Raw genomic sequence first — 26821 nt, 5'->3', positions numbered from 1 at the left:
TACGCATTTTATTTATCGTTCTGGCCCAGGCTGGAGCGCCGGCTTATGGCGCGCGTTAGCGGCGGTGGCCGTCATGATTGTGCTGGCTGGCGCGGCGCACGCAGAGCAATTCTCCGCCAATTTCAAAGGCACGGACATTCAGGAATTTATCAATACGGTCAGTAAGAACCTGGGCAAAACCATCATTATCGATCCGGCGGTGAAAGGTAAGGTCACGGTACGCAGCTATGAACAGCTCGATGAGAAACAGTATTACCAGTTCTTTCTCAACGTATTGGATGTTTATGGCTATACGGTCATCGGCATGCCCAACAACGTCTTGAAGGTGATCGCCGCCAAAGAGGGAAAAAGAGCCGCGCTGGCACAAAACGGCGGCGAGACGATCGCCGAAGGGGATGAAGTGGTGATGCGCGTGGTACCGCTGCGCAATATCGCGGCCAAAGACGTTTCACCGATATTGCGCCAGCTCAACGACAGCATCGGCGTGGGCAGCGTGGCGCATTACGAGCAGGGGAACGCGCTGTTGATCACCGGCCGGGCCAGCGTGGTCAACGGCCTGCTCGAGCTCGTCAGGGAGATGGATCAGGACGATGGCAATCGGGTCGAGACCCTCGCGCTGAAGCATGCGGCGGCGCCGGAGATCGCGCGCATGGTGAACGAACTGTTTCGCGAAGAGGGCAAGCGGCGCATGGCCGGCGCGAGCTCGCTGCGGCTGGTGGCGGATGAGCGGACCAACAGCGTGATGATCGCCGGGGATGACCGGAGCCGCGAACACGCCAAGGAGCTGATTGACCAGCTGGATAACAAGAGCGTCACCCAGGGCAATACCCAGGTTATCCCTCTCAAATACGCCAAGGCGCAGAGCCTGGTCGAGGTGCTGACCGGCGTGAGTGCGGGTCTGCAAAACGAGAAGGAGAGCGCCGCCGCTAACGTGGCGCTGCTGAAAAATGTGGTGATCAAGGCCGATGAGCAGACCAATGCGCTGATCATCACCGCCGCGCCGGATGTGATGCGCGATCTGGAGGCGGTGGTCGCCAAGCTCGATGTGCGCCGCGCGCAGGTGCTGGTCGAAGCGGTGATCGTCGAAGTGCAGGATGGGCAGGGGCTGAACATCGGCGTGCAGTGGGCCAACAAATACGGGGGCGGCACGCAGTTCGCCGGCTCGGCGCCCGGGGTGTCGGCGGGGTTCGAAAACGGCATGAGCGACGTGTTCGGCAAGGCCAACGGCCTGATGACCGGTTTCTACAGCGGTAACTGGGGCGTATTGCTGACCGCCATCGCCAGCAACAATCAGAACAATATCCTGGCCACGCCGAGCATCGTCACGCTGGATAACGCCGAGGCGGAATTCAGCGTCGGGCAGGATGTGCCTATCCTGACCGGTTCGCAAACCACCAATAGCGATAACGTCTTCAATACCGTGTCGCGCAAGACGGTGGGGATCAAACTCAAGGTCAAACCGCAGATCAACCAGGGCCAGTCCGTGCTGATGCAGATCGAACAGGAGGTCTCCAGCGTCGCCGACAGCGCCGGCGCCACGCCGGATTCGCTGGGAGCGACCTTCAATATCCGCACGGTCAACAATACGGTGCTGGTGGACAGCGGCGAAACCGTGGTGGTGGGCGGCCTGTTGGACAAGTCCAACTCGGAGCTGGAGAGCAGCGTGCCGATCCTGGGCAAGATCCCGCTGGTGGGGGCGCTGTTTCGCTCGACCGCCACCAAAGCGAGCAAGCGTAATTTGATGCTGTTTATCCGCCCGACCATCATTCGCAGCACCGAGGGGTATGCCCGACAGAGTCAACGCAAGTTAGGCAAGTTCGACGCCGAGCAACAGGACGATCGTGAGCTGAATAACGCACTGCGTGGCGAGATCGCCGGCGATAAGAAGGCGATCGACAATCGGGCGTTTCTCGCCACCGTTGCAAGTATCGACGCGTTTTATCCGCGGGGAGCACGCCCGTGAAGCCACGCTCTGCGGGGCCGCTGCTGCCTTTTTCCTGGGCGCGCCAGCATGGCGTGCTGGCCGTTGACGGGCAGCACGGTATCCAAATTTATTGTCGCCCTGACACGAGCCACGCCGCATTGATGGAGGCCTACCGCTGCCTGCCCGGCGAGCCGGCGCTGGCCCGGCTGGAAGCGGAGGTCTTTGATCAACGGCTGGTGGCGCACTACCAGCAGGAAAGCGGCCAGGCGCAGAAAATGATCGACGATCTGGGCGGCGAACTGGATTTTTACGCGCTGGCCGAGGAGCTGCCGCAGCAGCAAGACCTGTTGGACGAACAGGATGATGCGCCGATTATCCGCCTGATCAACGCCTTACTGAGCGAGGCGATCAAAGAGCGCGCCTCCGATATCCACATCGAAACCTACGAGAGCGAGCTGGTGATCCGTTTTCGCATCGACGGCGCGCTGCGGCGGATTTTGGCGCCGCAGCGCAAGCTGGCGGCGCTGCTGGTGTCGCGCATCAAGGTGATGTCGAAGCTGGATATCGCCGAGAAGCGCGTGCCGCAGGATGGACGCATGGCGCTGAAGGTCGGCGGGCGGGCGATTGACGTGCGGGTGTCGGTGATGCCGGCCAGCCACGGCGAGCGCGTGGTCATGCGCCTGTTGGACAAACAGGGCGTGCGGCTCGAACTGCCCAGCCTGGGCATGACGCCGGCACATCAGCAGGCGTTGCTGCGCCTGATCCGCCAGCCGCACGGCATTATTTTGGTCACCGGGCCGACCGGCTCCGGCAAAAGCACCACGCTCTATACCTTGCTCAGCCAGATCAACGATGAACAGCGCAACATCATGACGATCGAAGATCCCGTCGAGTATGAGTTGGCCGGCATTGCGCAGACGCAGGTGAATCCCAAGGTGGACATGACCTTCGCGCGCGGGCTGCGCGCGCTGCTGCGTCAGGATCCCGACGTGGTGCTGATCGGCGAGATCCGCGACGGTGAAACGGCGCAGATCGCGGTGCAGGCCTCATTGACCGGGCATCTGGTGCTGTCGACCCTGCATACCAACACGGCGATCGGCGCCGTGACCCGGCTGCGGGACATGGGAGTCGAGCCGTTTCTGCTTTCGAGCTCGCTCAGCGGCGTGTTGGCGCAGCGCCTGGTGCGCCGGCTGTGCCCGCAGTGCCGTGAGCCTTATGCGTTGCCTGACGCGCAGCGGCGCCTGCTGGGGCTGCCACCGACGCCGGCGGTGACCTGCTGGCGCCCGTTGGGGTGCGAGGCCTGCGGTGGGCAGGGATATCACGGCCGAATCGGCTTGCACGAATTGTTGGTGCTGGATGAACCGATGCGCATGGCGATCCATCGCGGTGAGGGCGAGTTGGATATCGCGAAACTGGCCGCCGAACGCTATCTGCCGCTGCGCCAGGATGGTATCGCCAAAATGCGCGCCGGGGAGACCAGCCTGGAGGAAGTGCTGCGAGTGACGCGCGAAGGGGACGGCGATGAAGTTTGATTATCGCGCCTGCGATCGTGAGGGGCGCGCCCAGCGCGGCGTGTTGGAGGCGGATTCTCTGCGCCACGCCCGCGATCGCCTGCGTGAAAAGGGGTGGCAGGTGCTGGCGGTGCAAGCGCGCAGGCGGCCCGCTTTCGCCGGCATGTTTGCCGGCCGCTGGATGAGCGGCGTGAGCAGTGGCGATGTGGCGCTGTTGACCCGGCAGCTGGCGACGTTGCTGTCCGCTGCGCTGCCGCTGGAGGAAGCGCTGATGGCGGTGGCGCGGCAAACGGAGAAGAAAGGTCTGCAGGCGGCGTTGGTTCAGGTGCGGCAGCGCATCCTGGAGGGCTTCCCGCTGGCGCAGGCGCTGGGACAGTATCCGCAGATTTTCGACCGCCTCTATTGCGCCATGGTGGCCGCCGGTGAGATTTCCGGCCATCTGGCGCCGGTGCTGGAACGGCTGGCCGACTACGTCGAACAGCGCCAGCAAATGAAGAACAAAATCGTGCAGGCGCTGGTGTACCCGATGGTGCTGACGGCGGTGGCGATCGGCGTGGTGGCGATCCTGTTGACGGCGGTGGTGCCGAAGGTGATCGAACAGTTTGTGCATATGAAGCAGACCTTGCCGCTGTCGACCCGGATGCTGCTCGGCGCCAGCGACGGGCTGCGCCGATGGGGGGCGTTGGCGCTGATATCGGTGCTGACGGGCCTTGGCGCTTTCCGCTATCGCCTGCGGGATCCGGCGCGACGCGTGCGCTGGCATGCGTTCATCCTGCGGTTGCCGGTGGTCGGCAAGCTGTCACTGGCGGTGAATACGGCGCGCTACGCCAAAACGCTGAGCATTTTGAACGCCAGCGCGGTGCCGTTGCTGGAGGCGATGCGCATCAGCGCCGGCGTGTTGGGCAATGATGCCGCCCGCAAACGGCTGCTGGCGGCGATGGAGCGAGTGCGGGAGGGCGAAGGATTGTCGCCGTCGCTTGAGGGCACCGCGCTGTTCTCACCGATGATGCGGCACATGATCATGTCCGGCGAGCGCAGCGGTGAGCTGGACATGATGCTCGAACGGGCGGCGACGATGCAGCAGGAGGCCTTCGGCCGGCAAGTCACGCTGGCGCTGGGGCTGTTTGAGCCTTTATTGGTGATCGCGATGGCAGGCTCGGTGCTGTTTATCATCTTGGCCATCCTGCAGCCGATATTGCAGCTCAATAATATGGTCGGCTAATTATGCCGTTAATGGAGAGTAAAGTGAGTCATATCAGCAAGATGCGCAGGTCGCGGCAGCGGGGGTTTACGCTGCTGGAAATCATGGTGGTGATCGTCATTCTGGGGCTGTTGGCCAGCCTGACCATTCCCAGCCTGATGGGAAACAAGGAGAAGGCCGATCGACAAAAGGCCGCCAGCGATATCGTCGCGTTGGAGAACGCGTTGGATATGTACAAGCTGGACAACGGGCGTTATCCCAGCGCGGAACAGGGGCTGGCGGCGCTGGTGACCCGGCCGGCGCTGGCGCCGATCCCGAGAAATTATCCCGAAGACGGTTATATCCGCCGGTTGCCGCAAGATCCCTGGGGGCAGGAGTACCGTCTGCGCAATCCGGGGCGTCACGGCAAGCTGGACGTGTTTTCTCTGGGCCCGGATGGCATCGCCGACACCGATGACGATATCGGCAACTGGGTGGCCGACGCCGACGCGCCATGAGGCGCATACGCGGCTTTACGCTGCTGGAGATCATGTTGGTATTGCTGCTGCTGGGGGTGACCAGCGGCCTGGTAATGCTGAGTTTTCCGGCGGATGAGAAAGCGTTGGCACGGCAGGGGGAGCGGCTGAACCATTGGTTGAATGCCCTCGCCGAGCGGGCCGAGCGCGAAGGGGTGAGTTATGGCGTGGCGTTCGGCAGCGGCGGTTGGCGCAGCGTTGCTGCCACGGGGCAGGAACGTCGGGAGGAATATGCCCTGCCGGACGGCATCGCGCTGTGGCTGAGCGTTGAAGGGCAAACCGTCGCGCTCGATGACGCGGCGGAGCGGCCGCCGCAGGTGTGGCTGTATCCGGGGGGCGAAACCACGGCGTTCAGCGTAGCGCTGTCGCAGGGGCGGTGCCTGTGGCGATTGCAGGCGCCCGGTTACTTCGTATTTGAAACGACGGACATTCGTTGCGATGACGCGGAAAATGAGACGCCAGCAGGGCATGACGCTGCTGGAAGTGATGGTGGCGTTGATGATCTTCGCCATCGGTTGTCTGGCACTGATCAACAGCACCGGCGGCCAGGTGCGTAGCCTGAGCGAGATCGAAGCCAAGACCGTTGCGCTGTGGGTCGCGGACAACCAGCTGACGCTGCTGCAGCTCGATCCGCATCCGCCGACGCTGGCCTGGCATTCGGGTACCACGGTGATGGCCGGTGAGGCCTGGTACTGGCGTTATCGCGGGCAGGAGACCAGCGACGCCGGAATGCGGGCGATCGCGATCGAAGTCAGGCGCGATCCGCAGGATCGCAACGTGTTGGCGGCGTTGCAGGCTTATCGGGAGTTGCCATGACGCGCGCTTTGCAACGCGGTTTTACGCTGGTGGAAATGCTGCTGGCCATCGCCCTGTTCGCCATGCTGTCGCTCACCGCCCTGGCGGTCTTCAGGGGTGTGCTGAAAAACGACGAAATTACCCAGCGCAAATCGACGCAGCTGACCCAGCTGCAACGGGCGCTGGCGATCGTCGAGCGCGATTTTGCTCAGGCGCAGGTGCGTGCGCCGATCGGTGATCAACGCAGGCCGGCGGCGCCGGAATTCGCGGTGCTGCAGACGGCGGAGGGGGAAGACGCGGATTTTCAGCTGTTGCTGATCCGAAGCGGCTGGCCGAATCCGCAGGCCCGGCTGCCGCGTGCCACGCAGGAACGGGTGGCCTATCGCCACCGGCAGGGGCGGCTGGAGCGCCTCAGTTACCCGAATTTGAGCAGCCCGCAGGCGATGGCGCGCAGCGTGCTGTTGCTGCCGGAGGTGACGCGGTTCCGCCTGCGTTTTTACCGGCAAGGCGAATGGTTGACGGCCTGGCGCGCCGGTGGGCTGCTGCCGCAGGCGGTGGAGATTACCGTCGAAACCCCCGCGTTGGGGGAAATACGGCGCATCATCGCGCTGCCCTCGGCGAGGCCATGATGAAAAAACAACGTGGTATGGCGCTGTTGATGGTGCTGCTGATGATGTCGCTGATGGCGATCGTGGCGGTCAATATTAACGACAACTGGCAGCGTTCGCTGGCGCGCACCCAGTCTCAGCAGGATCGGCTGAGAGCGAAATGGCTGCTGTTGGGCGGGGAGATCTACGCCCAACAGCGGTGGCGGCAGGCAGGAGAGCAGCGCAAGGCCTGGGGAGCCTCTGGGGCGATGTTCAGTATGCGTACCGAAGAGGGGGAGGTGGCGATACGCCTGCGCCGGGTCGATGCCTGTTTCAACGTAAACGCCCTGATCCGCGCCGCCGGCCCAACGGAGGTCGGGGATAGCGAGGGGGCTCCCCCCAATAAGGAGAGACGGATATTCATGCTGTTAATGAACAACCTGGGGATCGCCGACGTGCAGGCGGGTGCGATTGCCGATGCGATCGTCGCCCGGGCTTATGGCGAAGGGTATCTGATGGGGGATATCAGCGAACTGCGGGAGTTGGCTGGTATCGATCGTGAGCTATACCTGCGCCTCGCGCCGCAGCTTTGTGCGGCGCCGGATGCTGAATTGCAGATCAACCCGGACGCCGTGGATGAGGCCCGGTTGCCGCTGCTGCGGGCGATGCTGATGAACGCCCTGAACGGTGAACGGCTGCGGGCGTTGCTGGCGGTTCGCCCGCCGCAGGGTTGGCAGACGCTGACGTTTTTGTCGCAGGAAAAAGCGCTGCAAGCCTTGGATGACGACGATCTCGACGAGCGATTGAAGTTCGACGACAGCCGCTGGATTGCGCAGCTGCAGCTGACGCTGAACGACGGGCGCTATCGGCTTGTCAGCGCGTGGCAACCGGGCCAGTCAGGCATCACGGTCAGCGGACGCCGGTTCGACAGAGGGGAGGGATAAACGGTGGCGAACACAATCCTGCTTATCGCGCTGAGCGAAGACTCGATGGCCGATGTGCGCTGGGGCCACGTCGGCGAGACGCGCTGCCGCTTTGGCGCCCGTCTCGATTTGACCGAAGGCGGCGGCAAGTTGGCGGCCATGGCGCAGGGCTGCCGGGTGGTGGTGTTGGTGCCTGCCCGTCATGTGGTGCTGAGACAAACGACATTCCAGGGTAAGGCCCGGCAGGCGACGCCGCTGGCTTTGGCCTACGCCCACGAGGCCGGGCTGTTGACCGATACCGAGCAGATGCACTGGGCGGTGCTGGGCAAGGCGCAGCGTGATTTCACCCTCGCCGGCGTCGCGCTGGCGCAGATGCAGGGCTGGGTCGAGCGCCTGAGCGCCTGCGGCATTCGCGCCGATAAAATGCTGCCCGACGTGCTGGCATTACCGCTGCCGGGCCAATGCAGCGCGCTGCGCTGGCGCGATCGCTGGCTGATCCGAACGGGGAATGGGCAGAGCTTGTCGCTGCCCGATGCCTGGCGGGATTACACTCCGCTGCCGACGCCGGATTGGTGTTTGCACTGCGGCGGAGAGATTCCGGCGGGCTGGGAAGCGGCGCGTATTGACGAGGATCCGCTCTGGCAACTGGCGCAAGAGGCCTGGAGCAGCCCCGCCACGCTGCTGCAGGGGCGTTTCAAATCGAGCGTACGCTGGCCGCGTCGCCTGCCCGATAAGACCGCCTGCGCGCTGCTGTTGCTCAGCGGTTCGCTGCTGGTGGGCGGTTTGCATCACCAACAGATGGCCCGGCAGAACGAGAGCCGGATAGCGGTACTGTCTCAGCGCCTGCTGCCTGGCCAGACCGCGCCGGCGTTTGCGGAACAGGCGGCGAAAGCGCAGGTGCGGCGTATGCAAGACGCCCTGAATGCGCCGCAGCTGTTCAGGCTGCTGCCCTACGCGGCCGGGGCACTGGCTTTATGGGCGCCCCCGCAGCTGCAGGCGCTGGCTTTCGACGCTGCCGACGATCGTCTGGTGGTGACGCTGAACAGAAACGACGTGCCGCTGCCGGCACCGGTTAACGATGGCGAGATCAGCATGACGTTCAGCGAAGGCGGCGCACCCAACCAGGCGGTCCTGACGGTGAGAGGTGAGCGATGAATATCGGATGGCGCGATAAGGCGTTGCGGCGGGCGGTGTTGTTAAGCCTGTTGCTGTTGGTAGCCTGCGGCTACTGCCTGTATCAGTTTTCACTGGCGCAGAAAAGCGCACAACGGCTGGCGGCGCTGCAGGGGCAGGCACGCGTCATCCAGCAACTGCAGGCTCGCTTGCCGCCGGGCGCCGCTGCGCGCGAGCAACTGCCGGAGCGGCTGCGGCAGAGCGCGCAGGCGTACCGCATTCCCATCGCCGACCTGACGGAAAGTGACGCGGAGATGCTGGTGAGGCTGCCGCCCGTGCCGTTCGAAAGCCTGCTGTCGTGGCTGGCCGCCCTGCAACGCGAGCACGGTATCCGCGTGCTCGCGCTCGCCGTGGAGCGCGCGGGGCAGGCGCCGGGCGTAGTGCAGGTCAGCCGGCTGCAGGTGACAACGCAGCCGTCGATGTAACCCACGCTAACGAATCATCAGGAATCAGAAAAAATCATGCTATTCGCCCTAAACGCGGCGGCGGATGAACACTGGCTGTTATTTAGCGCCGTGTTGAGTCTGTGCGTCGGCAGTTTTATTAACGTGGTCGTTTATCGGCTGCCTGTCATGCTTGAGCGTGAAATGGAAACGACGCAGGCCGAGCGGTTTGATCTCGTTTGGCCGCGTTCATTTTGCCCGTCATGCACAAAACAATTATCGGCGTTCGATAATATTCCTTTATTAAGTTGGCTGCTGTTGCGTGGCCGCTGTCGTTATTGCCGCCGCCCTATTTCCGTGCGTTATCCACTGGTGGAGTTATTTCTGATGCTGATGGGAATCATGCTGGCCTGGCATCTCGGCATTGGGCTGGATTGGTTTTTCATGCTGGCGTTTGTTGCGTTGTTGCTGGCGCTGGCGGCGATTGACAGCGAGCGCCAACTCCTGCCGGATTGTCTGACGCTGTCGCTGTTGTGGGGCGGGTTGCTGTGGCATTGCCTCGCGCACCCGGCCTTTTTGCCGGCGGCGGTTATCGGCGCGATGGCGGGCTATCTGACGCTGTGGCTGCTGTATTGGGGATTTCGTCTGGCGACTGGCCGCGAGGGGCTGGGATACGGCGATTTTAAACTGTTGGCGGCGCTTGGCGCCTGGGGCGGCTATGCCGCTTTGCCGTCGATCCTGCTGTTCGCCTCCGCCGGCAGCCTGCTATGGCTGTTGCTGCGCGTATGGCGCGGCGGTGATGGAACTCAGCCCCTGCCTTTCGGGCCGGGGCTGGCGACGGCGGGCGCAGGCGCGGTCGCCTGCCAATGGTTTGTGCTGCCGCTGGGGGGCTAACGGCGCTGGGCTAAAAAGGGCGCCAGTGACCGATTGAATTCGCTGCACTTCTCCTGCAGCGGCGTGGCGTCGGCCGCCAGCTGTGCGGCGACGTGTTGACCTGCAGCAAGCAACTGGGCGCGATTGAGCGCCGGCGACCAGCCTTTTTTCTCTGCTTCCTGCAGCGCCGCCGCCGTGAGCTTATCGTCGGCCGGGATGTCGGCGCGATTGCAACGCTCTCTCAAAAACAAGCCGGCGCCGACCAGCGACGACAGCTGGTCGCGTTGGGCGGCGGCGTCAGGGGCGGATTTGGCGGCGTGCTGGCAGCCGGAGAGCAGCAGGGAGGCCAAGACCGCTGCGGCGATATTTTTCAATGTCACGTTATTCTCTCTGTGGAATAGGAACGGTGCGCTTATTTCTTTCGCCGCACGGCGGCGCTTCACGATTTCCGGATTATTTTAAACGTTTGTCATGCCATTTAATATCTTGGTCGTATTAGGTTTTATTATTTTAATGCATTCTAAGTGCCGGGCGTTCAGGGCTTCTACTTATTATTCCTCTCGCGGTATCGCCGCACCTCTTTGAGTTTCTTCTCACTCAGTTGGAATCCAATAAATTTAACTGGAGTCGTAATGAATTTATCCAAAATCGCCCTGATGATGGCAACGCTCGCTGCCTCGTCGGCCGCCTGGTCGCATGGGTATATCGAAGTTCCCGAAAGCCGCGCCTACAAGTGCAAGCTGGGTAGCAACACCGACTGCGGCCGGGCGCAGTGGGAACCGCAAAGCGTTGAGCAGATTTCCGGCTTCCCTGGCGGCGCTACGCCGCTCGACGGTCAGCTGGCCAGCGGCGGGGTTAATGGCTTCGAACCGCTGGATCGCCAGGGCGTCAACGTCTGGGCGTTGAACACCATGAAGCCGGGGCCGCAGACGTTCACCTGGTACCACACCGCCAAGCATAAAACCAATAACTGGCGTTACTACATCACCAAACAAGATTGGGATGTGAACAAACCGCTGTCGCGCGAGGCTTTCGAAAAAGAGCCGTTCTGTGAAGTTGATGGCCATGCTCAGGCGCCAAAAGATCGCGAAGTGCATCAGTGCGTGGTGCCGGAGAGAACCGGCTATCAGGTGATTTACGGCGTGTGGGAAATCAATGACACGGTAAACAGTTTCTATCAGGTGGTTGACGTTAACTTTGAAGACGACGGCGTCGTATCCGAATGGCGCAAGCAGCTGCAGGGTTCCCTCACCGGTAAAAACCTGCAGGTTGGCGACAAAGCGATCGCTCGCTTCTTCGACGCAAACGGCGAAGTGCTGGCGATGAAAACCGAGCTGGCGATCGACAGCGAGGCGCTGACCGACAAAAACCGCTGGAGCCACGCACTGGCTACCAAGATCAACGCCGAACAGAAAGCGGTGCGCGCCGGGGTGAAGGACGGCAAAGGCAACGTCAACCCGGTATTCGGCAATAACGCGGTCTTCGCCAAGCAGGGCAGCACGATGAAGAGCGTGGTGATTTCCTATGATGAAAATACACCTGAGATTACCGAAGAGATTCGTATTGGCAATCTGTCCAGCACCAAGATCAAGGATGGTAAAGCCCAACTGACCTTCAATGCCGAGGTTAAAGGCAAGCTGACGGTTGAAGCGCGCGTTTACGATCACGGTCAGACGGAGAAAGGCTATGTGAAAGAGACGCTGGAAGACGCAAGCCAGCCGCTGACCATCGCGCTGAGCAACGTCAGCGAGGGCCACCACATGCTGAAAGTGATCGCCAGCAACGATAACGGGCAGAGCATTCAGCCTGATATCGAAAACTTCAATCTGGAAGCCGACTCCACCGGCGGTGGTGGCAATGGCGACTACAACTTCGTCTTCCCGAACGAGCTGAGTAAATACACCGCCGGCACCACGGTGCTGCAGCAGAAGGACGGCAAGGTGTATCAGTGCAAACCTTTCCCTTACAGCGGTTACTGCATGCAGTGGAACAGCGGCGCGACTCACTATGAGCCGGGCGTGGGATCCAACTGGCAGGATGCCTGGGTTCTGAAAAAGTAAGCGTAAATCGGATAGCCAAGCGGCCAGCGATGGCCGCTTTTAAAGGAGTTTTATGTCACACGAACCTGCCCGTTACGATCTTTTCAGTCGGTTACTGCATTGGGGCATTGCCGCGGTCATGATCTACGTAATGATTGTCGGTTATTCGCTGCATTTTATGACGGATGCGCGCATCTTCGCTTTTTTCTCCGTGACCAATATGTCGTTGGCTTTGGTGCTGACACCGCTGATGGCGGCGCGCTTTATCTGGCGCTTTTTCCGGCCGAAGGTGCCCTATGGCGATATGCTGCAAGGGCACGAGAAGGGATTGGTGCATTTGCAGCACGAAATATTCTACCTGCTGATTTTCGTGGTGCTGATCAGCGGATTCCTCATGCTGGAGCACGGCTTTGCCGTTTTCGGTGCGATTGACTTCCCACGCCCGATTGCAAATCTCGACGTTAACCGCTTCTTTTTCGCCGTGCACCGTTATGCGTGTATCGCGCTGTCGGCCATGATCGTGCTGCACGTTGCGGCGGTGATTAAACACCACTGTTTTGCCCGGCAGGCGATTTTGCGCCGCATGCTCTGATTTTACGGGGCGATCACTCCGCCCGGCGAGGCAGTGCGGCGGCGTGGCCGCGAGGGGTATAGGTTAGGAGGGATTGGCTGCATGGCCGTTACGCTGGTGGCCGTTAAGAAGGGGGCGAGAGTCATAACGCGTTAATCGCGTTATACCCCGAACAGGAACAGAGAAGTGTTGCTATTTATTATTAACGATAAAGATGAACGTAATTAACATTTCATTGTCAATAGGAAAAATACGTATTTAACGTGGACATTGAAGCCGATAAAAGCATCGGCTCAACGCGTTGGGGTCTGATTACCTGACATATTTCCAAACGGAGGTGGGGATTTTGTCATACAGTTTGTTCATGGTGAGCTCCGCCAGACGGTGATCGGCCGCTGAGTAAAACAGCTCCAGTTCATCATCGGAAAGCTCGTACTTATTTTTCTCAATAACACGTTCGAGAGTATCAATCGTGGTGCATTTACGTAAACGCATCAGATAGTCGGTTTTAGTCATGGTGGCCTTTTAGTTTAATAACCGTAAAATAGCTCGGGAATAATTATCCCCTAAGTTTTCATTGTCGTACAGATGTCCTCTCCTGAGAACATTCTGAATAATCTCGCCTTGGTCTTTTGCCAGCGGCGCAGGTCGGAATCATTGATACCGTAGCTGCTGAACAGCGTATAAGTATCGTCGAGATATTCTTCGACTAACTCCGACAGGTCTGATTCGTCCATGTATTTAATTTTATAACTCATCACAAACGAAGCGATATGTTCGATCAACTCATTAAGCTGCAGGTTGACGGAGGATGTCGGATCGTTGACCCACCCGTGGTGGCTGTCTCCCAGGGTAGCGATACCTTCATCATACAAATTTTCGCACAAGAATTTGAGCTGAGCAATGTCGTGTCGCTTAGGCGAATACTCATCCATATCATCCCCTCCGTAAGTCTTAATTGCGGTGTGATAACACTATGTGAGTAAGCTGATTTACATCATGAACGGAGGCAGCTTAACGGTGGTTAAATAAACTTCCCGTAAAATGAATATAAATCATTTTTTCGCGTTTGGCCTGCAGTTATTACGTAAACTTACAATTCATCCGCAGTTGATGGACGTGAGTTATCAATGATGTCGAAGATTAAACCCCGCTCCGTCACTCGAAACCGGACGCTGTCGTTGATGATATCTTCGCTGTTGATATCCAGGCAGGCATTAAAAATGCCCCACTTATAGCGATAACTCATTGAATAACCGCCGTCACCTTGTTGCACTATATCAAGTATTTCTAATGAATCTTCGGCATAGCGTGCGCTTTCAGAATAAAAACTGAGTCCACTGGTCAGCGCCGGCACTAACTCCGCTATATTGTCATTAATCACTTTCTTTAATTTTTTAACAGAAAGTGCGTTGACGTCCAGGCTACAGACAAGGGTAACAAGCATTAAGATCGGCCAACAGCAATGTTATCTGCTTATCTTACTCCTTTTCCACACGCGCCGGTAAATTTTTCGATTTACCGCTGTTCTTTACCCTATGCCAACATTTCTGTCGAACGGGAATATCCCTGAGATTGATAAGGGGAGCGTGGCGGGGGAGAGCCGCTGCGCGGGGCTGTTACGTTCCGTTGCATTAATTGGCACGGCAGGGCTTGAGACGTCGTAGTGAGTGTGATGTTATATTGTAACCATTACTCCATCGCGTTGGTCACGACATTGACTCCCTCTCCACAACATGACGCTGCGTCGTCACTGAATTCGTTGTTTACCACCTCCGCTGCCGTGCGCTGTTCGGGGGCCGTTGTGCTGCTGGCCCTGTTGTGGCTCGGCATTTTCTGGGCGGTGTCGCTGCCATGATCACCTTGCGTCAGTTGGCGATAGGCTATGGGGCCACGCCACTTTTCCCGCCGCTGAGCGGGCAGTTTACTGCCGGATCGTTAACCGCGGTGGTGGGCGTCAACGGGGCGGGTAAGTCGACGCTGCTGAAAACCTTCGCCGGATTGTTGCCGCCGTTGGGGGGCAGCCTGAGTTTTAGCGGCGGAAAGCCACCGCGCAGAGCGTATTTACCGCAGCAGGCGGAACTGGATCGGCAGTTCCCCATCGCGGTGAGCGATCTGGTGGCGATGGGCTGTTGGCCGCAAAGCGGCATGTTCGGCGGCATGAACAAGCGTGCGACGAGCCAGGTCAATGAGGCGCTGGCGAACGTTGGCATGAGTGCGCTGGCGCGCAGCCCGGTGGGCGAGCTGTCCGGTGGCCAGCTGCAGCGAGTGCTGTTTGCGCGCCTGCTGGTCCAACAGGCGCCGCTGATCCTGCTGGATGAGCCTTTTACCGGCATCGACAGCGCCACCACGCAGATTTTGCTGCAGGCGATTGCGCAACTGCACCGGCAGGGGAGAACGGTGATTGCCGTGCTGCACGATATGTCGATGGTTGCCGAGCATTTCCCGCAGGCGCTGTTGCTGACGCCGCAGGCTTGCCACTGGGGCGCGGCTGAGCGGGTGCTGGAACAGGTGCCGAGGTATCGCGCCGAACGGCAGCCGGATCTGCGGGCGGTGGCGCCATGATGCTGTTGCATGGGCTTATCGATCCTTTCCTCTCTTTCGGTTTTATGCGCCGTGCGCTCATGGCGTGCCTGGCGCTGTCGCTCAGCGCAGCCCCGCTGGGCGTGTTTCTGCTGCTGCGCCGCATGAGCCTGGTCGGGGACGCATTGTCCCACGCGGTGTTGCCGGGCGCGGCGATCGGTTATCTGATCTCCGGCATGTCGCTGGTGGCGATGGGCGTGGGCGGCTTTATTGCCGGGCTGGCGGTGGCGATGCTGTCCGGCCTGGTGAGCCGCCGCACGCCGTTAAAAGAAGATGCCAGCTTCGCCGGGTTCTATCTGGGGTCGTTGGCGCTGGGAGTCACGCTGGTCTCGCTGCGCGGTTCCAGTGTGGATCTGCTGCACGTGCTGTTCGGTTCGATTCTGGCGGTCGATGAGCAGGCCATGCTGATGGTCGGTGCAATCGCCTCAGTTTCGCTGCTGGCGCTGGCGGCGCTGTATCGCGCGTTAGTGATCGAATCCTTCGACGTGACTTTTCTGCGCGTCAATGCGCCGCGCCGGTTGGCGCTGATCCACGGCCTGTTTCTGGCGCTGGTGGTGGTCAATCTGGTGGCGGGATTCCAGATCCTCGGCACCCTGATGTCGGTGGGGCTGATGATGCTGCCCGCCGCCAGCGCGCGCTTCTGGGCGCGCAATCTGCCGCAGACGCTGGCGACGGCGATGGGCATCGGCGCGCTTTCCAGCGTGATTGGGCTGGTATGGTCCTACTACGCGTCGTTGCCTGCCGGCCCGGCGATCGTGCTCAGCGCCAGCGTCATCTTTTTCGTCTCGATCCTGTTTGGAACGCGCGGAGGCATTTGCGCCTTCGCGCGCCGTTGAGAAGTGCCCTTTGCAAGGAGAAAGTATGAAACGTTTACCTATATCGCTGGCGGTTGCTGCTCTGCTGGCCAGCCCATTGGCGATGGCGAAGACCGTCGACGCCGTCGCCAGCTTTTCCATTCTGGGCGATATCGTCAAACAGGTGGGAGGCGATCACGTCAAGGTTAGCACGCTGGTAGGGCCGGATGGCGATCCGCACAGTTTCGAGCCTTCGCCGCAGGACGGCAAGACGCTGGCTCGGGCTGATGTGGTGTTCGTCAGCGGCCTGGGACTGGAAGGGTGGATCGATCGTCTGGTCAGCGCTTCGGGTTATAAAGGGCAGGTGATCACCGCTTCACAGGGGATCGCACCCGCCAAATGGAGGAGGACGGCAAACCGATTACCGATCCTCACGCCTGGAACAGCATGAAAAACGGCGTGCAGTACGCCACCAACGTGATGAACGCCCTGATTGCCGCCGATCCCGAAGATGCCAACTATTTTCGCCAGCGCGGAGCCGAATATATTCAGCAACTGCAAAAGCTGGACCTGTGGGCCAAAACCCAGTTCGCGGCAGTACCGCCACAGAAACGCAAGGTGCTGACCAGCCATGATGCCTTTGGCTACTTTGGGCAAGAGTACGGCGTCACCTTCCTTGCCCCGGTCGGGTTTTCCACCGAGGCCGAAGCCAGCGCCAGCGACGTGGCGGGCCTGATCAAGCAAATCAAACAGGAAAAGGTCAACGCTTACTTTATCGAAAATCAGACCGATCCGCGGTTGGTGAAACAGATCGCCGCCGCCACCGGCGCCAAGGCGGGCGGCGAGCTGTACCCTGAAGCGCTCTCCCGCGCGGGCGGCCCGGCGGCCACCTATGAGCAGGCGTTCAAGCACAATGTCGACGCGCTGCTGAGCAGCATGAAGTAATCTCCGCCCCCGCCTGCCGGCGGGGGACGGCTTGCAGGCACTTTCTCGCCATAAAAAAAAGCCCCGTTGAGCAGCAACGGGGCTTTGCGACAGATGACACTTTGGAATTAACGCTTTTTCTTACGTCCCTGTACCGCTTTGAATCGCGGATTGCTTTTACAGATCACATAGATGCGGCCACGACGGCGCACGACTTTGCAATCAGGGTGGCGGTTTTTCGCCGAACGCAATGAACTCAATACCTGCATGGGATTTCCTTGTTACTTATTGCCGATAAAGCGGCCAAAGCGCTGCTGGAAGCGCGCCGTGCTGCCTTCTTTGGAATAGTCTTTCTGCTTGCCGGTGTAATACGGATGCGAAGCAGAAGAGACGTCAAGGGTGACATACGGCCAGCTTTCGCCGTCCAGCTCGATGGTGCGATCGGTTTTGATGGTCGATCCCACTTTGAAGTAGGCATTGGCGCTGACGTCGTGGAACACCACGGTGCGATAATCGGGATGGATGCCGGGTTTCATAATGGCTCTCTAATGTAATGTTATACTATAACAATAATTATGCGCCGACCTGGCATCGCGATCAAGCGCAAATTGCACACAAGAGTGAATTAATGAGAACGGTTTGCATTAAGCAACTGAAGCAAAAGAAAAAGGCCGCATGCGCGGCCTTTTCGATTATCGGGTGGAGCTCACATCACTGAGCGATCAGTGGTGCTCTACCGGATGGCTGTGTTCCAGATCCTCGTTCTTCTTGCTGAAGCGGCGGCGAACCACCACGAAGAACACCGGTACGAAGAAGATCGCCAAGACGGTGGCGGTGATCATCCCGCCCATTACGCCGGTACCTACCGCGTTCTGTGCGCCGGAGCCTGCACCGCTGCTGATAACCAGCGGCAGAACCCCGAGGATGAAGGCCAGAGATGTCATCAGGATTGGGCGCAGACGCATACGCACCGCTTCCAACGTCGCTTCGATCAGGCCTTTGCCTTCTTTCTCCATCAGATCTTTGGCGAATTCCACGATCAGGATGGCGTTCTTCGCCGACAGGCCTATGGTGGTCAGCAGCCCCACCTGGAAGTACACGTCGTTGTTCATGCCGCGCATCGTCGCGGCCAGCAACGCACCGATAACCCCCAGCGGCAATACCAGCATGACCGAGAACGGCACGGACCAGCTTTCATACAGCGCCGCCAGACACAGGAACACCACCAGAATCGAGATGGCGTACAGCGCCGGCGCCTGGTTGCCCGACAGACGTTCCTGATAGGACATACCGGTCCAGTCGTAACCGATGCCGCTTGGCAGTTTGGATGCCAGCTGTTCCATCAGGTTCATCGCTTCACCGGTACTCTTGCCCGGTGCGGCCTGGCCCAGAATTTCCATCGACGGCAAGCCGTTATAGCGTTCCAAGCGCGGTGAGCCGTATTCCCATTTCGCCGAAGAGAAGGCGGAGAATGGCACCATCTGGCCGCTCGTGCCGCGCACGTACCATTTGTTGATGTCTTCCGGCAGCATACGGAACGGCGCCTCGGCCTGCACGTACACCTTCTTCACACGACCGCGGTCGATGAAGTCGTTGACGTACGAACCACCCAGGGCGGTGCTCAGCGTGCTGTTGATGGTGGTGATGCTGACGCCCAGCGCCTTGGCTTTCTCCTGATCGACGATCAGTTTGAACTGCGGCGTATCTTCCAGGCCGTTCGGGCGCACGCCCACCAGCACGTCCGGATGCTGAGCAACCATGCCCAACAGCTGGTTACGCGCTTCGGTCAGTTTTTCGTGCCCCAGGCCGCCCTGGTCAATCAGCTCGAAGTCGAAGCCGGTTGCGGTACCGAGTTCGATAATCGCCGGCAGGTTGAACGGGAACACCAGGCCTTCTTTAATCTGCGAGAACGCACCCATGGCACGGCCTGCGATCGCCTCGACCTTGTTCCCGGCCCCTGGACGTTCACCCCAGTCCTTCAGGCTGACGAATGCCAGGCCGTTGTTCTGGCCGTTACCGTTGAAGCCGAAGCCCGCGACGGTAAACACCGAAACCACGTTGTCCTTTTCCTTGTTCAGGAAGTAGTCGGAGACTTCTTCCAGCACTTTGTTGGTACGGGACTCGGTGGCACCGGCAGGCAGCTGCACCATGGTCAACAGGATGCCCTGATCTTCGTCCGGCAGGAACGAGGAAGGCAGGCGCAGGAACAGCAGGCCCATGCCAACCACGATCAGCAGGTAGATGATCAGGTAGCGACCGGTGCTGCGCAGGATGTTGCCCACGCTGTCGGTATAGTGATGCGTGCTCTTCTCAAACATGCGGTTAAACCAGCCGAAGAAGCCTGTTTTAACCCCGTGATCGCCTTTCGGGATCGGTTTGAGCATGGTGGCGCACAGCGCCGGCGTCAGGATCAAGGCCACCAGCACCGACAGCGCCATCGCGGACACGATGGTGATTGAGAACTGGCGATAGATAGCGCCGGTTGAACCGCCGAAGAACGCCATCGGCACGAATACCGCCGACAGCACCATGGCGATACCCACCAGCGCGCCCTGGATCTGGCCCATCGATTTACGGGTAGCTTCTTTCGGCGGCAGCCCCTCTTCGGACATAACGCGCTCGACGTTTTCCACCACCACGATGGCGTCATCCACCAGCAGGCCGATCGCCAACACCATGCCGAACATCGTCAGGGTGTTTATCGAGAAGCCAAACGCCGCGAGGATCGCAAAGGTCCCCAGCAGTACTACCGGCACCGCGATGGTTGGGATCAGCGTCGCGCGGAAGTTCTGCAGGAACAGATACATCACCAGGAATACCAGGATGATGGCTTCGATCAGCGTTTTCACCACTTCGTTGATGGAGATTTTAACGAACGGGGTGGTGTCGTACGGATAAACCACTTTCATCCCTTGCGGGAAGAAGGGCGCCATCTTGGCCAACTCGTCTTTCACACCTTTGGCGGTGTTCAGGGCGTTGGCGCCGGTTGCCAGTTTGATACCCAGACCGGCGGCCGGCTTGCCGTTGTAGCGAGCGGTAACGGCATAGCTTTCCGCGCCGCGCTCGATATGAGCGACGTCGCGCAGGCGCACCTGGGAACCGTCGGTATTTACCTTCAGCAGGATCTTGCCGAACTCTTCCGGCGAAGTCAGACGGGTCTGCGCGATGATCGAGGCGTTCAACTGCTGCCCCGGCACCGGCGGCAGGCCGCCCAGCTGGCCTGCGGCGATCTGGTTGTTCTGCTCGGTGATGGCGGAGGTCACGTCCGTGGTCGTCAGCTGGTAGTTGTTCAGCTTGTTCGGATCCAGCCAGATACGCATCGCGTACTGGGCACCGAACAGCTGCACTTCACCCACGCCGGACGAACGGCTGATCGGGTCCTTGATGTTGGACGCCACGTAGTCCGCAATATCGTCCTGAGTCATGTTCGGATCGTCGGAAACGAAGCCGGCCACCATCAGGAAGCTGCTGCTGGATTTTTCTACTTTCAGGCCCTGTTGCTGAACTTCTTGCGGCAGCAACGGGGTGGCCAACGACAGTTTGTTCTGGACCTGAACCTGCGCGATGTCAGGATCGGTGCCGGAATCAAACGTCAGGGTAATGGTGACGCTACCAGAGGAATCACTGGTGGAGGACATGTACATCAGGTTATCGATACCGTTCATGTTCTGTTCGATAATCTGAGTGACGGTATCCTGCACCGTTTTGGCATCTGCGCCCGGGTAGTTGGCGGAAATGCTCACCGCCGGCGGTGCAATAGTGGGATACTGCGCGATAGGCAGTTTCATTATTGCAAGCACCCCCGCCAACATGACGATGATGGCGATTACCCAGGCGAAAATCGGGCGATCTATAAAGAACTTAGCCATGTATTACAGGCTCCTTTTTATGACTTCTGCGCTTCAGACTGCGGCTGTTTTTGCGCCTGAGTGTCAACTTCCTGCACTTTTACCTGCGCGCCCGGATGCACTTTCATCAGGCCGGAGACGATCACGCGATCGCCGGCTTTCAGGCCATCGGTAACCAGCCATTTGTCGCCAATCGCCTGGTCTGCCTTCAGCGTGCGCAGCTCAACTTTGTCGTCTGCCCCTACCACCAACGCCGTCGCGTCGCCGCGCGGGTTGCGGGTAACGCCTTGCTGAGGCACCAGCAGTGCATCGCTGCGCACGCCTTCGTCCAGACGGGCGCGCACGAACATGCCCGGCAGCAGCGTATCGTTCGGGTTAGGGAACAGGGCGCGAATGGTGATGGAGCCGGTGGTCTCATCGACGGTGACGTCGGAGAACTCCAGCGTGCCTTCCTGCGCGTATTCAGCGCCGTTTTCCAGCATCAGTTTCACCTTGGCCTTGCCGTTTTCCTGCTTCAGCGCGCCGCTGGCCAGTTCTTGCTTCAGGCGCAGGAAGTCGGTGCTCGACTGGGTGACGTCGACATACATCGGATCCAGCTGCTGCACGGTGGACAGGGCGGTCGCCTGGCCGTTGCTGACCAGTGCGCCTTCGGTCACGGCGGACTTGCCGATGCGGCCGGAGATCGGGGAGGTCACCTTGGTGTATGCCAGGTTGATGCGCGCGGTTTCCACGGCGGCCTTGGCGGCCACGACGGCGGCGTCCGCCTGCTGCAGCGTGGAGACGGCGTTGTCGTAGTCCTGTTTACTGATGTAGCTCGTGCCCAGCAATGGCTTGTAGCGGTTTACCGTCACGCGTGCGATGGAAGCGCTGGCCTGCGCTTTGGCCAAATCGCCTTTCGCGCTGTCGTAGCTGGCCTGATAGGTGGCGGGATCGATTTGGTACAGAGACGTCCCGGCTTTGATATCGCTGCCTTCAACGAAGTTGCGCTTCAGGATGATGCCGCTGACCTGAGGGCGAACTTCGGCGATGCGATACGCAGCGGTGCGGCCAGGAAGATCGGTAGTGATGTTGAGAGGCTCGGCTTTCAAGGTCACTACGCCCACTTCAGGAGCCTGCTGGTGGGCGCCTTGCTGTTGGGTTTCTTTATCGTTACATCCTGTTAGCACTAAGCTGCCTGAAAGCATCAGAACGGCCGCCAGAGGCGTTAACCCTCTGTTTTTGTTCATAGAAAAACCTCAAGTGTCCGATTTCAAAATGATCAATGGATCACAAGCTTTAAAACCCATTGCTGCGTTAATTATATGTGCGTGCTATGGTACATACATTCGCGAATGTATGTAAATCACACTCCCCCTAAATAACAATGCCATGGCACGAAAAACCAAACAGCAGGCGCAAGAAACCCGACAGCAAATCCTTGATGCTGCGGTGAGAGAGTTCTCTGAACGTGGCGTTGCTGCAACGTCACTGACAGATATTGCCACCGCTGCCGGGGTTACGCGTGGAGCCATCTACTGGCACTTCAAGAATAAGGTAGACCTGTTTAATGAAGTTTGGGAATCTACCGAGCCGAAAATTGACCAGCTCGAAACAGAGTATCAGGCAAAGTTTCCCGATAATCCACTGCGGGTTATCCGAGAAATTCTGATTTACATTCTGACGTCTACGGTTGAAGACGGCCGCAGGCGGGCGTTGATGGAAATTATATTCCACAAATGCGAGTTTGTCGGTGAAATGATGCCGCTGCTGGATTCGCGCAAGGTGCTGTACCTCGCCGGCTACGAGCGTATCGAAGCGGTACTGTATAACTGCATTCACCACGGGCAATTGCCCGCCGATTTGCATACCCGTCGTGCGGCGATCATCCTGCGCGGTTATATCACCGGCCTGATGGAAAACTGGCTGTTTATGCCGGAAAGTTTCGATCTGCGGGCCGAAGCCGAAGCGCTGGTGGACGCGTTTTTGGAGATGCTGCAGTTTTGCCCCACCTTGCGCCTCAAACCCGACGCGGCGACGCCTGACGTCGACCGCCTTCCTTTATAAGGAGAGATTTCATGTCATCCATCGTTCTCATCGCCAATGGCGCCGCCTATGGCCATGAATCCTTGTTCAATGCGCTGCGGTTGGCCATCGCCATGAAAGAGCAGCAGAGCAGTCTCGACCTGCGACTGTTTCTGATGTCCGACGCGGTGGTGGCCGGGCTGGCCGGACAGCAGCCGCACGAAGGGTATCACCTGCAGCAGATGCTGGAGATCCTCACCGCGCAGCAGGTGCCGGTCAAGCTCTGCAAGACCTGCGCCGACGCGCGCGGCGTCAGCCGCTTGCCGCTGGCGGACGGCGTGGCGATCGGTACGCTGGTCGAGCTGGCGCAGTGGACGCTGGCGGCGGAGAAAGTGCTGACTTTCTGATTTCGCGACAACGAGACATCACCAGCAACGTTTTTGTTGTTCGTTGCCCGCCGGCGGTCGTGATAATCTTCAGGCTTCTTTACCGATCCGAAGCCAAATCATGCATCGCTGGTTGACTCTGCCTTCTCTGACGCCGCTCACGTTTGTCGGCGCATGCCGGCGGCGCATCGCCGCCGTGACACTCCTTTTCCTGATTTTTGCGTGTTGCTTGCCGGCACAGGCGGCGCTGAACGGCGATCTGCCGCAGCGCAGCGAAGTGCAAAGCCAGCTGGAAACGCTGAACAAGCAAAAAGCCCTGACGCCGGTCGAAAAGCTCTCCCAACAGGATTTAACCCGTACGCTGGAGCTGCTGGACGCCATCGAGCGCAACCGGCAGGACGTCGCACAGCTCAAACAGCAGGTGCAGCAGGCGCCGGCGAAGCTCAATCAGGTCACCGCCGAACTGGATGCGCTGAAGCGGCCGACGGACAACGCGGCCGCGCGCGCCGCACTGTTGCCGCTGTCGCTGCGCCAGCTGGAAAGCCGGCTGTATCAAACGCTCGACGAGCTGCAAAGCGCGCAGGAGAGCCTCTCGACCTACAACAGCCAACTGGTGTCGCTGCAAACCCAGCCTGAACGGGTGCAGAGCACCATGTACGCCGCTTCGCAGCGCCTGCAGGAGATCCGCAGCCAGCTCAGCGGCCAGACGCCGGGGCAAGATTCGCTGCGCAACAGCCAGCAGGTGATGCTGAACACCGAACAGGCGCTGCTCAATGCGCAGCTGGAGCTGCAGCGCAAGAGCCTGGAAGCCAACACCACGCTACAAGATCTGCTGCAAAAACAGCGTGATTACACCACGGCGCATATCGACGCACTGGATCGGTCGGTGCAGTTGCTGCAGGAGCTCGTCAACAGCAAGCGCCTGACGCTGTCTGAAAAAACCGCCAAAGAGGCGCAGAACCCGGAAGACGCCACCGATATCCAGCACGATCAGTTGGTCAGCAAGCAGTTGGACGTCAACCGACAGTTGAGCCAACAGCTGATTGCCGCCACCGAAGAGAGCAACACCCTGTTCCAGCAGAATATTCGGGTCAAAAACTGGCTCGATCGCGGTCTGCAGGCGGAACGTAACCTGAAAGAGCAGATCCAGGTGCTGAAGGGCAGCCTGGTGCTGTCGCGCATCCTGTATCAGCAGCAGCAGAGCCTGCCGCAGGGCACGCTGCTGGCGGATATAGACACGCGCATCGCCGATCTGCGGCTGGAGCAGTTCGATATCAATCAGCAACGCGACGATCTGTTCAAGGGGGAGGATTACATCAACCAGCTGGTGGCCGAAAGCAAGGAAAAGGCCGGCCCGGAAGTGATCGACGCGCTGAACGAGATTGTCGACATGCGCCGCGAACTGCTGGATCAGCTGAACAAGCAGCTCAGCAACCAGCTGTCGCTGTCGATCAACCTGCAGATCAACCAGCAGCAGCTCACCAGCGTCTACGGCTCGTTGCAGGATACGCTGACCCAGCAGATTTTCTGGGTCAACAGCAACAAGCCGGTCGATCTGGCGTGGCTGAAGGCGATGCCTGAGGCGGTGCGCGATCAGCTCGCCGGGCTCGATATCAAATTCGACGGTGGCAAGCTATTGCAGGGCGGCTTGAATGCGCTGGTGTTCCTGATCCCGATGCTGCTGGCGATCGGACTGTTGCGCTGGCGCTACCGGCTGATCGACGGCCATCTGCAAAAGCTGGCCAACGACGTGGGGCAGCTTAAACGCGACGGCCAGCTGCATACGCCGAAGGCCATCGCGCTGACCTTGCTGAAGGTGTTGCCCGGCGCCGCGCTGCTGCTCGGCGTCGGTTTCTGGATGTATCGCGCGGATTTGGGCATCAGCGACTTTATCTGGGCGCTGTCGCAGCAGCTGGCGCTGTCGTGGCTGGTGTTCGGCTTCAGCTACCGCATGCTGAAGCCGGGCGGCATCGCCGAGCGGCATTTCAACTTCGGCGCCAACCTGTGCGCGCATTACCGCCGCCAGACGCTGCGGCTGGGGCTGGCGCTGCAGCCGTTGATCTTCTGGTCGGTCTTGGGCGAGAAAGCGCCGCTGCGTTTGGTGGAGGACGTCATCGGGCAGATCGTGGTGATGTTGACGCTGGCGCTGCTCACGGTGCTGGTGTTCCCGCTGTGCCGCGACAGCTGGCGCGAAAAGGGCTCGCACGCCGTGCGGCTGGTGGTGGTCACCGCGCTCGCCGCCACGCCGCTGATCCTGCTGGGGCTGATGTTTGCCGGCTACTTCTATACCACGCTGCGGCTGGCCAGCCGCTGGATAGACAGCCTGTATCTGTTCTTCCTGTGGAATATCGTGTACCTGACCGCGCTGCGCGGCCTGAGCGTGGCGGCGCGGCGTCTGGCCTATCGGCGCGCGTTGGCGCGGCGGCAAAATGTGGCGAAGGAGGGGGCCGAAGGCGGTGAAGCCGTGGTGGAAGAGCCGCCGTTGGCGCTCGATCAGATCAACCAGCAGTCGCTGCGCCTGACCACCCTGGTGCTGTTCGCCATCTTCGCCAGCGCCTTCTACGCCATTTGGTCGGATCTGGTGACGGTCATCGCTTACCTGGACAGCATCACGCTGTGGCATTACACCAGCACCGTGGCGGGCAGCAGCGTGTCGCAGGCGGTGACGCTGGGCAACATGATGGTGGCGATCGCCGCAGTGATCGTCGCCTACGTGCTCACCCGCAACCTGCCCGGTTTGCTGGAGGTGGTGGTGCTGTCGCGGCTGCAGCTGCGGCAGGGGGCATCCTATGCCATCACCACCGTGCTCACTTACCTGATTACCGCCGTGGGCGCCGTGGTTGCGCTGGGATCGCTCGGCGTCTCCTGGGACAAACTGCAATGGCTGGCCGCCGGCCTGACGGTCGGGCTGGGCTTCGGCCTGCAGGAAATCTTCGCCAACTTCGTTTCCGGCCTGATCATTCTGTTCGAACGCCCGATCCGCATCGGCGATACCATCACCATCGGCACCTTCTCCGGTTCGGTCAGCAAGATCCGCATTCGCGCCACCACCATTACCGACTTCGATCGCAAAGAGGTGATCATTCCGAACAAGGCGTTCGTCACCGAGCGGCTGATCAACTGGTCGCTGTCCGACACCATCACCCGCGTGCTGATCAAGGTGGGCGTGGCCTACGGTTCCGATCTCGACAAGGTGAAAAAGGTGCTGCTGCAGGCGGCGCACGACAACCCGCGGGTGATGACCGATCCCGAACCGCAGGTGTTCTTCCTCAACTTCGGCGCCAGCACGCTGGATCACGAACTGCGGCTCTATGTGCGCGAACTGCGCGATCGCAGCTACACCGTGGACGAGCTGAACCGCTCAATCGACCGCTTGTGCCGGGAAAACGACATCGACATCGCCTTCAATCAGCTGGAGGTCTATCTGCATAACCAGCAGGGCAACGAAGTGCAGGAAGTGAAAAGAACGCTGTCGCCGGATGAAGGCGGCCAGACGGCGAACTGAGACGCTAATGAGAGGCAAAAGGGACAGCGGCGCTGTCCCTTATTATTGTCCGGCAGGCAGATAGGGAGAGGTGACGCCGGTGCGCTGCAGCTTTTCTTGATAGTCCCGTTTGACGATATCCAGCGCCGCCAGCGCGGTGGCCGGATCGATCTCGTTGCATTCCAGCAGGTAAATCAAGTCTACCGCCAGTTGCAGTTCGGGTGAGGCGTTTTCCAGAGACATAGTACCTGCGCTTATATTAATTAATGGAATGAATAACTCGCGTACCGGCAGAGTATAGTGAAC

Annotated in this window: 27 protein-coding genes and 1 pseudogene; 19 read left to right on the top strand and 9 right to left on the bottom strand. The window is 59.8% G+C overall.

What is annotated here, in order from left to right; genetic code table 11:
* The first annotated feature begins 73 nt into the window (after positions 1-73).
* Genes gspD through FHU12_RS16520 form a run of 11 tightly spaced genes read left to right on the top strand, consistent with a single transcriptional unit; the run spans position 74 to position 9906 of the window.
* Entirely contained in the window at positions 74-1963 is a 1890-nt protein-coding gene (gene gspD, locus FHU12_RS16570) for a type II secretion system secretin GspD (protein WP_141970626.1), read from the top strand.
* Complete coding sequence (gene gspE / locus FHU12_RS16565; RefSeq protein WP_185742324.1) at positions 1960-3456, top strand: type II secretion system ATPase GspE; 1497 nt, start codon at positions 1960-1962, stop codon at positions 3454-3456. The genes gspD and gspE overlap by 4 nt, the downstream gene beginning before the upstream one ends.
* Positions 3446-4657 carry a type II secretion system inner membrane protein GspF gene (gspF, locus tag FHU12_RS16560; protein WP_141970624.1) on the top strand — a complete coding sequence of 404 codons (1212 nt, stop codon included), beginning with the start codon at positions 3446-3448 and terminating at the stop codon, positions 4655-4657. The genes gspE and gspF overlap by 11 nt, the downstream gene beginning before the upstream one ends.
* Positions 4658-4698: 41 nt before the next feature.
* Entirely contained in the window at positions 4699-5133 is a 435-nt protein-coding gene (gspG, locus tag FHU12_RS16555) for a type II secretion system major pseudopilin GspG (RefSeq protein WP_047730782.1), read from the top strand.
* On the top strand, positions 5130-5708 hold the full coding sequence (locus tag FHU12_RS16550; RefSeq protein ID WP_141970621.1) for a prepilin-type N-terminal cleavage/methylation domain-containing protein: 579 nt from the start codon (positions 5130-5132) through the stop codon (positions 5706-5708). The genes gspG and FHU12_RS16550 overlap by 4 nt, the downstream gene beginning before the upstream one ends.
* Positions 5602-5967 (top strand): type II secretion system minor pseudopilin GspI, encoded by a 366-nt coding sequence (gene gspI / locus FHU12_RS16545; protein ID WP_260440736.1) that lies wholly within the window; start codon positions 5602-5604, stop codon positions 5965-5967. The genes FHU12_RS16550 and gspI overlap by 107 nt, the downstream gene beginning before the upstream one ends.
* Positions 5964-6575 (top strand): type II secretion system minor pseudopilin GspJ, encoded by a 612-nt coding sequence (gene gspJ / locus FHU12_RS16540; RefSeq protein WP_141970617.1) that lies wholly within the window; start codon positions 5964-5966, stop codon positions 6573-6575. The genes gspI and gspJ overlap by 4 nt, the downstream gene beginning before the upstream one ends.
* A complete protein-coding gene (gene gspK, locus FHU12_RS16535; RefSeq protein ID WP_141970615.1) occupies positions 6575-7477 on the top strand; it encodes a type II secretion system minor pseudopilin GspK in 903 nt (300 codons plus the stop codon). Before gspJ ends, gspK begins: the two co-directional genes overlap by 1 nt.
* Positions 7478-7480: 3 nt before the next feature.
* Positions 7481-8611, top strand: coding sequence for a type II secretion system protein GspL (gspL, locus tag FHU12_RS16530; RefSeq protein WP_141970608.1), 1131 nt, complete (start codon positions 7481-7483; stop codon positions 8609-8611).
* Positions 8608-9054, top strand: coding sequence for a type II secretion system protein M (locus FHU12_RS16525; RefSeq protein ID WP_141970606.1), 447 nt, complete (start codon positions 8608-8610; stop codon positions 9052-9054). Before gspL ends, FHU12_RS16525 begins: the two co-directional genes overlap by 4 nt.
* Positions 9055-9090: 36 nt before the next feature.
* Positions 9091-9906: a prepilin peptidase gene (locus FHU12_RS16520; protein ID WP_141970604.1), complete on the top strand. Its 816-nt coding sequence runs from the start codon at positions 9091-9093 to the stop codon at positions 9904-9906.
* Here the strand turns inward: FHU12_RS16520 and gspS are convergent.
* Positions 9903-10265 carry a type II secretion system pilot lipoprotein GspS gene (gspS, locus tag FHU12_RS16515; protein ID WP_141970602.1) on the bottom strand — a complete coding sequence of 121 codons (363 nt, stop codon included), beginning with the start codon at positions 10263-10265 and terminating at the stop codon, positions 9903-9905. The two genes, FHU12_RS16520 and gspS, sit on opposite strands and share 4 nt — an antisense overlap.
* 252 nt (positions 10266-10517) lie before the next feature.
* Between gspS and gbpA the strand changes: the two genes are divergently transcribed.
* Positions 10518-11945 (top strand): N-acetylglucosamine-binding protein GbpA, encoded by a 1428-nt coding sequence (gbpA, locus tag FHU12_RS16510; RefSeq protein WP_141970600.1) that lies wholly within the window; start codon positions 10518-10520, stop codon positions 11943-11945.
* A gap of 52 nt (positions 11946-11997) precedes the next feature.
* Positions 11998-12516, top strand: a complete 519-nt coding sequence (locus FHU12_RS16505; RefSeq protein ID WP_141970597.1) for a cytochrome b — start codon at positions 11998-12000, stop codon at positions 12514-12516.
* Positions 12517-12807: 291 nt separating this feature from the next.
* Here FHU12_RS16505 and hha read toward each other — a convergent pair whose 3' ends face one another.
* The 3 genes from hha to FHU12_RS16490 form a co-directional block, all read right to left on the bottom strand.
* A complete protein-coding gene (gene hha / locus FHU12_RS16500; protein ID WP_004940313.1) occupies positions 12808-13011 on the bottom strand; it encodes a hemolysin expression-modulating protein Hha in 204 nt (67 codons plus the stop codon).
* A gap of 50 nt (positions 13012-13061) precedes the next feature.
* Positions 13062-13430: an Hha toxicity modulator TomB gene (tomB, locus tag FHU12_RS16495; protein WP_004940312.1), complete on the bottom strand. Its 369-nt coding sequence runs from the start codon at positions 13428-13430 to the stop codon at positions 13062-13064.
* A gap of 158 nt (positions 13431-13588) precedes the next feature.
* Positions 13589-13942, bottom strand: coding sequence for a hypothetical protein (locus tag FHU12_RS16490; RefSeq protein ID WP_141970595.1), 354 nt, complete (start codon positions 13940-13942; stop codon positions 13589-13591).
* A 407-nt stretch (positions 13943-14349) separates the two neighbouring features.
* Between FHU12_RS16490 and FHU12_RS16480 the strand changes: the two genes are divergently transcribed.
* The 3 genes and pseudogenes from FHU12_RS16480 (at position 14350) to FHU12_RS16470 (ending at position 16817) form a co-directional block, all read left to right on the top strand.
* Positions 14350-15060: a metal ABC transporter ATP-binding protein gene (locus tag FHU12_RS16480; RefSeq protein WP_141970591.1), complete on the top strand. Its 711-nt coding sequence runs from the start codon at positions 14350-14352 to the stop codon at positions 15058-15060.
* The gene (locus tag FHU12_RS16475) at positions 15057-15914 is read left to right on the top strand and encodes a metal ABC transporter permease (RefSeq protein WP_141970589.1); all 858 of its coding nucleotides are present in this window, start codon (positions 15057-15059) and stop codon (positions 15912-15914) included. Before FHU12_RS16480 ends, FHU12_RS16475 begins: the two co-directional genes overlap by 4 nt.
* A gap of 25 nt (positions 15915-15939) precedes the next feature.
* Positions 15940-16817: pseudogene (locus tag FHU12_RS16470) on the top strand (metal ABC transporter solute-binding protein, Zn/Mn family).
* Between the two features lie 107 nt (positions 16818-16924).
* Here the strand turns inward: FHU12_RS16470 and ykgO are convergent.
* From ykgO to sdeX, 4 genes are all read right to left on the bottom strand, one after another.
* Complete coding sequence (ykgO, locus tag FHU12_RS16465) at positions 16925-17065, bottom strand: type B 50S ribosomal protein L36 (protein ID WP_004940304.1); 141 nt, start codon at positions 17063-17065, stop codon at positions 16925-16927.
* Between the two features lie 12 nt (positions 17066-17077).
* A complete protein-coding gene (locus tag FHU12_RS16460; RefSeq protein WP_004940303.1) occupies positions 17078-17332 on the bottom strand; it encodes a type B 50S ribosomal protein L31 in 255 nt (84 codons plus the stop codon).
* A gap of 186 nt (positions 17333-17518) precedes the next feature.
* Positions 17519-20665 (bottom strand): multidrug efflux RND transporter permease subunit SdeY, encoded by a 3147-nt coding sequence (sdeY, locus tag FHU12_RS16455; RefSeq protein ID WP_060423439.1) that lies wholly within the window; start codon positions 20663-20665, stop codon positions 17519-17521.
* Between the two features lie 17 nt (positions 20666-20682).
* Complete coding sequence (gene sdeX, locus FHU12_RS16450; protein WP_049199912.1) at positions 20683-21870, bottom strand: multidrug efflux RND transporter periplasmic adaptor subunit SdeX; 1188 nt, start codon at positions 21868-21870, stop codon at positions 20683-20685.
* 142 nt (positions 21871-22012) lie between these two features.
* Between sdeX and acrR the strand changes: the two genes are divergently transcribed.
* The 3 genes from acrR (at position 22013) to mscK (ending at position 26536) form a co-directional block, all read left to right on the top strand.
* Entirely contained in the window at positions 22013-22687 is a 675-nt protein-coding gene (gene acrR / locus FHU12_RS16445) for a multidrug efflux transporter transcriptional repressor AcrR (RefSeq protein ID WP_141970587.1), read from the top strand.
* Between the two features lie 11 nt (positions 22688-22698).
* A complete protein-coding gene (locus FHU12_RS16440; protein ID WP_033647269.1) occupies positions 22699-23052 on the top strand; it encodes a DsrE/DsrF/TusD sulfur relay family protein in 354 nt (117 codons plus the stop codon).
* Positions 23053-23152: 100 nt separating this feature from the next.
* The gene (gene mscK, locus FHU12_RS16435; protein WP_141970585.1) at positions 23153-26536 is read left to right on the top strand and encodes a mechanosensitive channel MscK; all 3384 of its coding nucleotides are present in this window, start codon (positions 23153-23155) and stop codon (positions 26534-26536) included.
* 42 nt (positions 26537-26578) lie between these two features.
* Here mscK and rsmS read toward each other — a convergent pair whose 3' ends face one another.
* The gene (gene rsmS, locus FHU12_RS16430; RefSeq protein ID WP_141970583.1) at positions 26579-26758 is read right to left on the bottom strand and encodes a pleiotropic regulatory protein RsmS; all 180 of its coding nucleotides are present in this window, start codon (positions 26756-26758) and stop codon (positions 26579-26581) included.
* Positions 26759-26821: the final 63 nt, after the last annotated feature.

It is taken from the genome of Serratia marcescens, assembly GCF_006715005.1.
In the GTDB taxonomy this organism is placed as follows: domain Bacteria; phylum Pseudomonadota; class Gammaproteobacteria; order Enterobacterales; family Enterobacteriaceae; genus Serratia; species Serratia montpellierensis.
This window is presented reverse-complemented; position numbering and strand designations above follow the sequence as displayed.

What these genes read in the sequence shown, in the direction of transcription:
- gspD (WP_141970626.1), top strand. Translation starts at nt 74, where the DNA reads ATGATTGTGCTGGCTGGCGCGGCGCACGCAGAGCAATTCTCCGCCAAT.
- gspF (WP_141970624.1), top strand. Translation starts at nt 3,446, where the DNA reads ATGAAGTTTGATTATCGCGCCTGCGATCGTGAGGGGCGCGCCCAGCGC.
- gspG (WP_047730782.1), top strand. Translation starts at nt 4,699, where the DNA reads ATGCGCAGGTCGCGGCAGCGGGGGTTTACGCTGCTGGAAATCATGGTG.
- FHU12_RS16550 (WP_141970621.1), top strand. Translation starts at nt 5,130, where the DNA reads ATGAGGCGCATACGCGGCTTTACGCTGCTGGAGATCATGTTGGTATTG.
- gspI (WP_260440736.1), top strand. Translation starts at nt 5,602, where the DNA reads ATGAGACGCCAGCAGGGCATGACGCTGCTGGAAGTGATGGTGGCGTTG.
- gspJ (WP_141970617.1), top strand. Translation starts at nt 5,964, where the DNA reads ATGACGCGCGCTTTGCAACGCGGTTTTACGCTGGTGGAAATGCTGCTG.
- gspK (WP_141970615.1), top strand. Translation starts at nt 6,575, where the DNA reads ATGAAAAAACAACGTGGTATGGCGCTGTTGATGGTGCTGCTGATGATG.
- FHU12_RS16525 (WP_141970606.1), top strand. Translation starts at nt 8,608, where the DNA reads ATGAATATCGGATGGCGCGATAAGGCGTTGCGGCGGGCGGTGTTGTTA.
- FHU12_RS16520 (WP_141970604.1), top strand. Translation starts at nt 9,091, where the DNA reads ATGCTATTCGCCCTAAACGCGGCGGCGGATGAACACTGGCTGTTATTT.
- gbpA (WP_141970600.1), top strand. Translation starts at nt 10,518, where the DNA reads ATGAATTTATCCAAAATCGCCCTGATGATGGCAACGCTCGCTGCCTCG.
- FHU12_RS16505 (WP_141970597.1), top strand. Translation starts at nt 11,998, where the DNA reads ATGTCACACGAACCTGCCCGTTACGATCTTTTCAGTCGGTTACTGCAT.
- hha (WP_004940313.1), bottom strand. Translation starts at nt 13,011, where the DNA reads ATGACTAAAACCGACTATCTGATGCGTTTACGTAAATGCACCACGATT.
- tomB (WP_004940312.1), bottom strand. Translation starts at nt 13,430, where the DNA reads ATGGATGAGTATTCGCCTAAGCGACACGACATTGCTCAGCTCAAATTC.
- FHU12_RS16490 (WP_141970595.1), bottom strand. Translation starts at nt 13,942, where the DNA reads ATGCTTGTTACCCTTGTCTGTAGCCTGGACGTCAACGCACTTTCTGTT.
- FHU12_RS16480 (WP_141970591.1), top strand. Translation starts at nt 14,350, where the DNA reads ATGATCACCTTGCGTCAGTTGGCGATAGGCTATGGGGCCACGCCACTT.
- FHU12_RS16475 (WP_141970589.1), top strand. Translation starts at nt 15,057, where the DNA reads ATGATGCTGTTGCATGGGCTTATCGATCCTTTCCTCTCTTTCGGTTTT.
- ykgO (WP_004940304.1), bottom strand. Translation starts at nt 17,065, where the DNA reads ATGCAGGTATTGAGTTCATTGCGTTCGGCGAAAAACCGCCACCCTGAT.
- FHU12_RS16460 (WP_004940303.1), bottom strand. Translation starts at nt 17,332, where the DNA reads ATGAAACCCGGCATCCATCCCGATTATCGCACCGTGGTGTTCCACGAC.
- sdeY (WP_060423439.1), bottom strand. Translation starts at nt 20,665, where the DNA reads ATGGCTAAGTTCTTTATAGATCGCCCGATTTTCGCCTGGGTAATCGCC.
- sdeX (WP_049199912.1), bottom strand. Translation starts at nt 21,870, where the DNA reads ATGAACAAAAACAGAGGGTTAACGCCTCTGGCGGCCGTTCTGATGCTT.
- acrR (WP_141970587.1), top strand. Translation starts at nt 22,013, where the DNA reads ATGGCACGAAAAACCAAACAGCAGGCGCAAGAAACCCGACAGCAAATC.
- FHU12_RS16440 (WP_033647269.1), top strand. Translation starts at nt 22,699, where the DNA reads ATGTCATCCATCGTTCTCATCGCCAATGGCGCCGCCTATGGCCATGAA.
- mscK (WP_141970585.1), top strand. Translation starts at nt 23,153, where the DNA reads ATGCATCGCTGGTTGACTCTGCCTTCTCTGACGCCGCTCACGTTTGTC.
- rsmS (WP_141970583.1), bottom strand. Translation starts at nt 26,758, where the DNA reads ATGTCTCTGGAAAACGCCTCACCCGAACTGCAACTGGCGGTAGACTTG.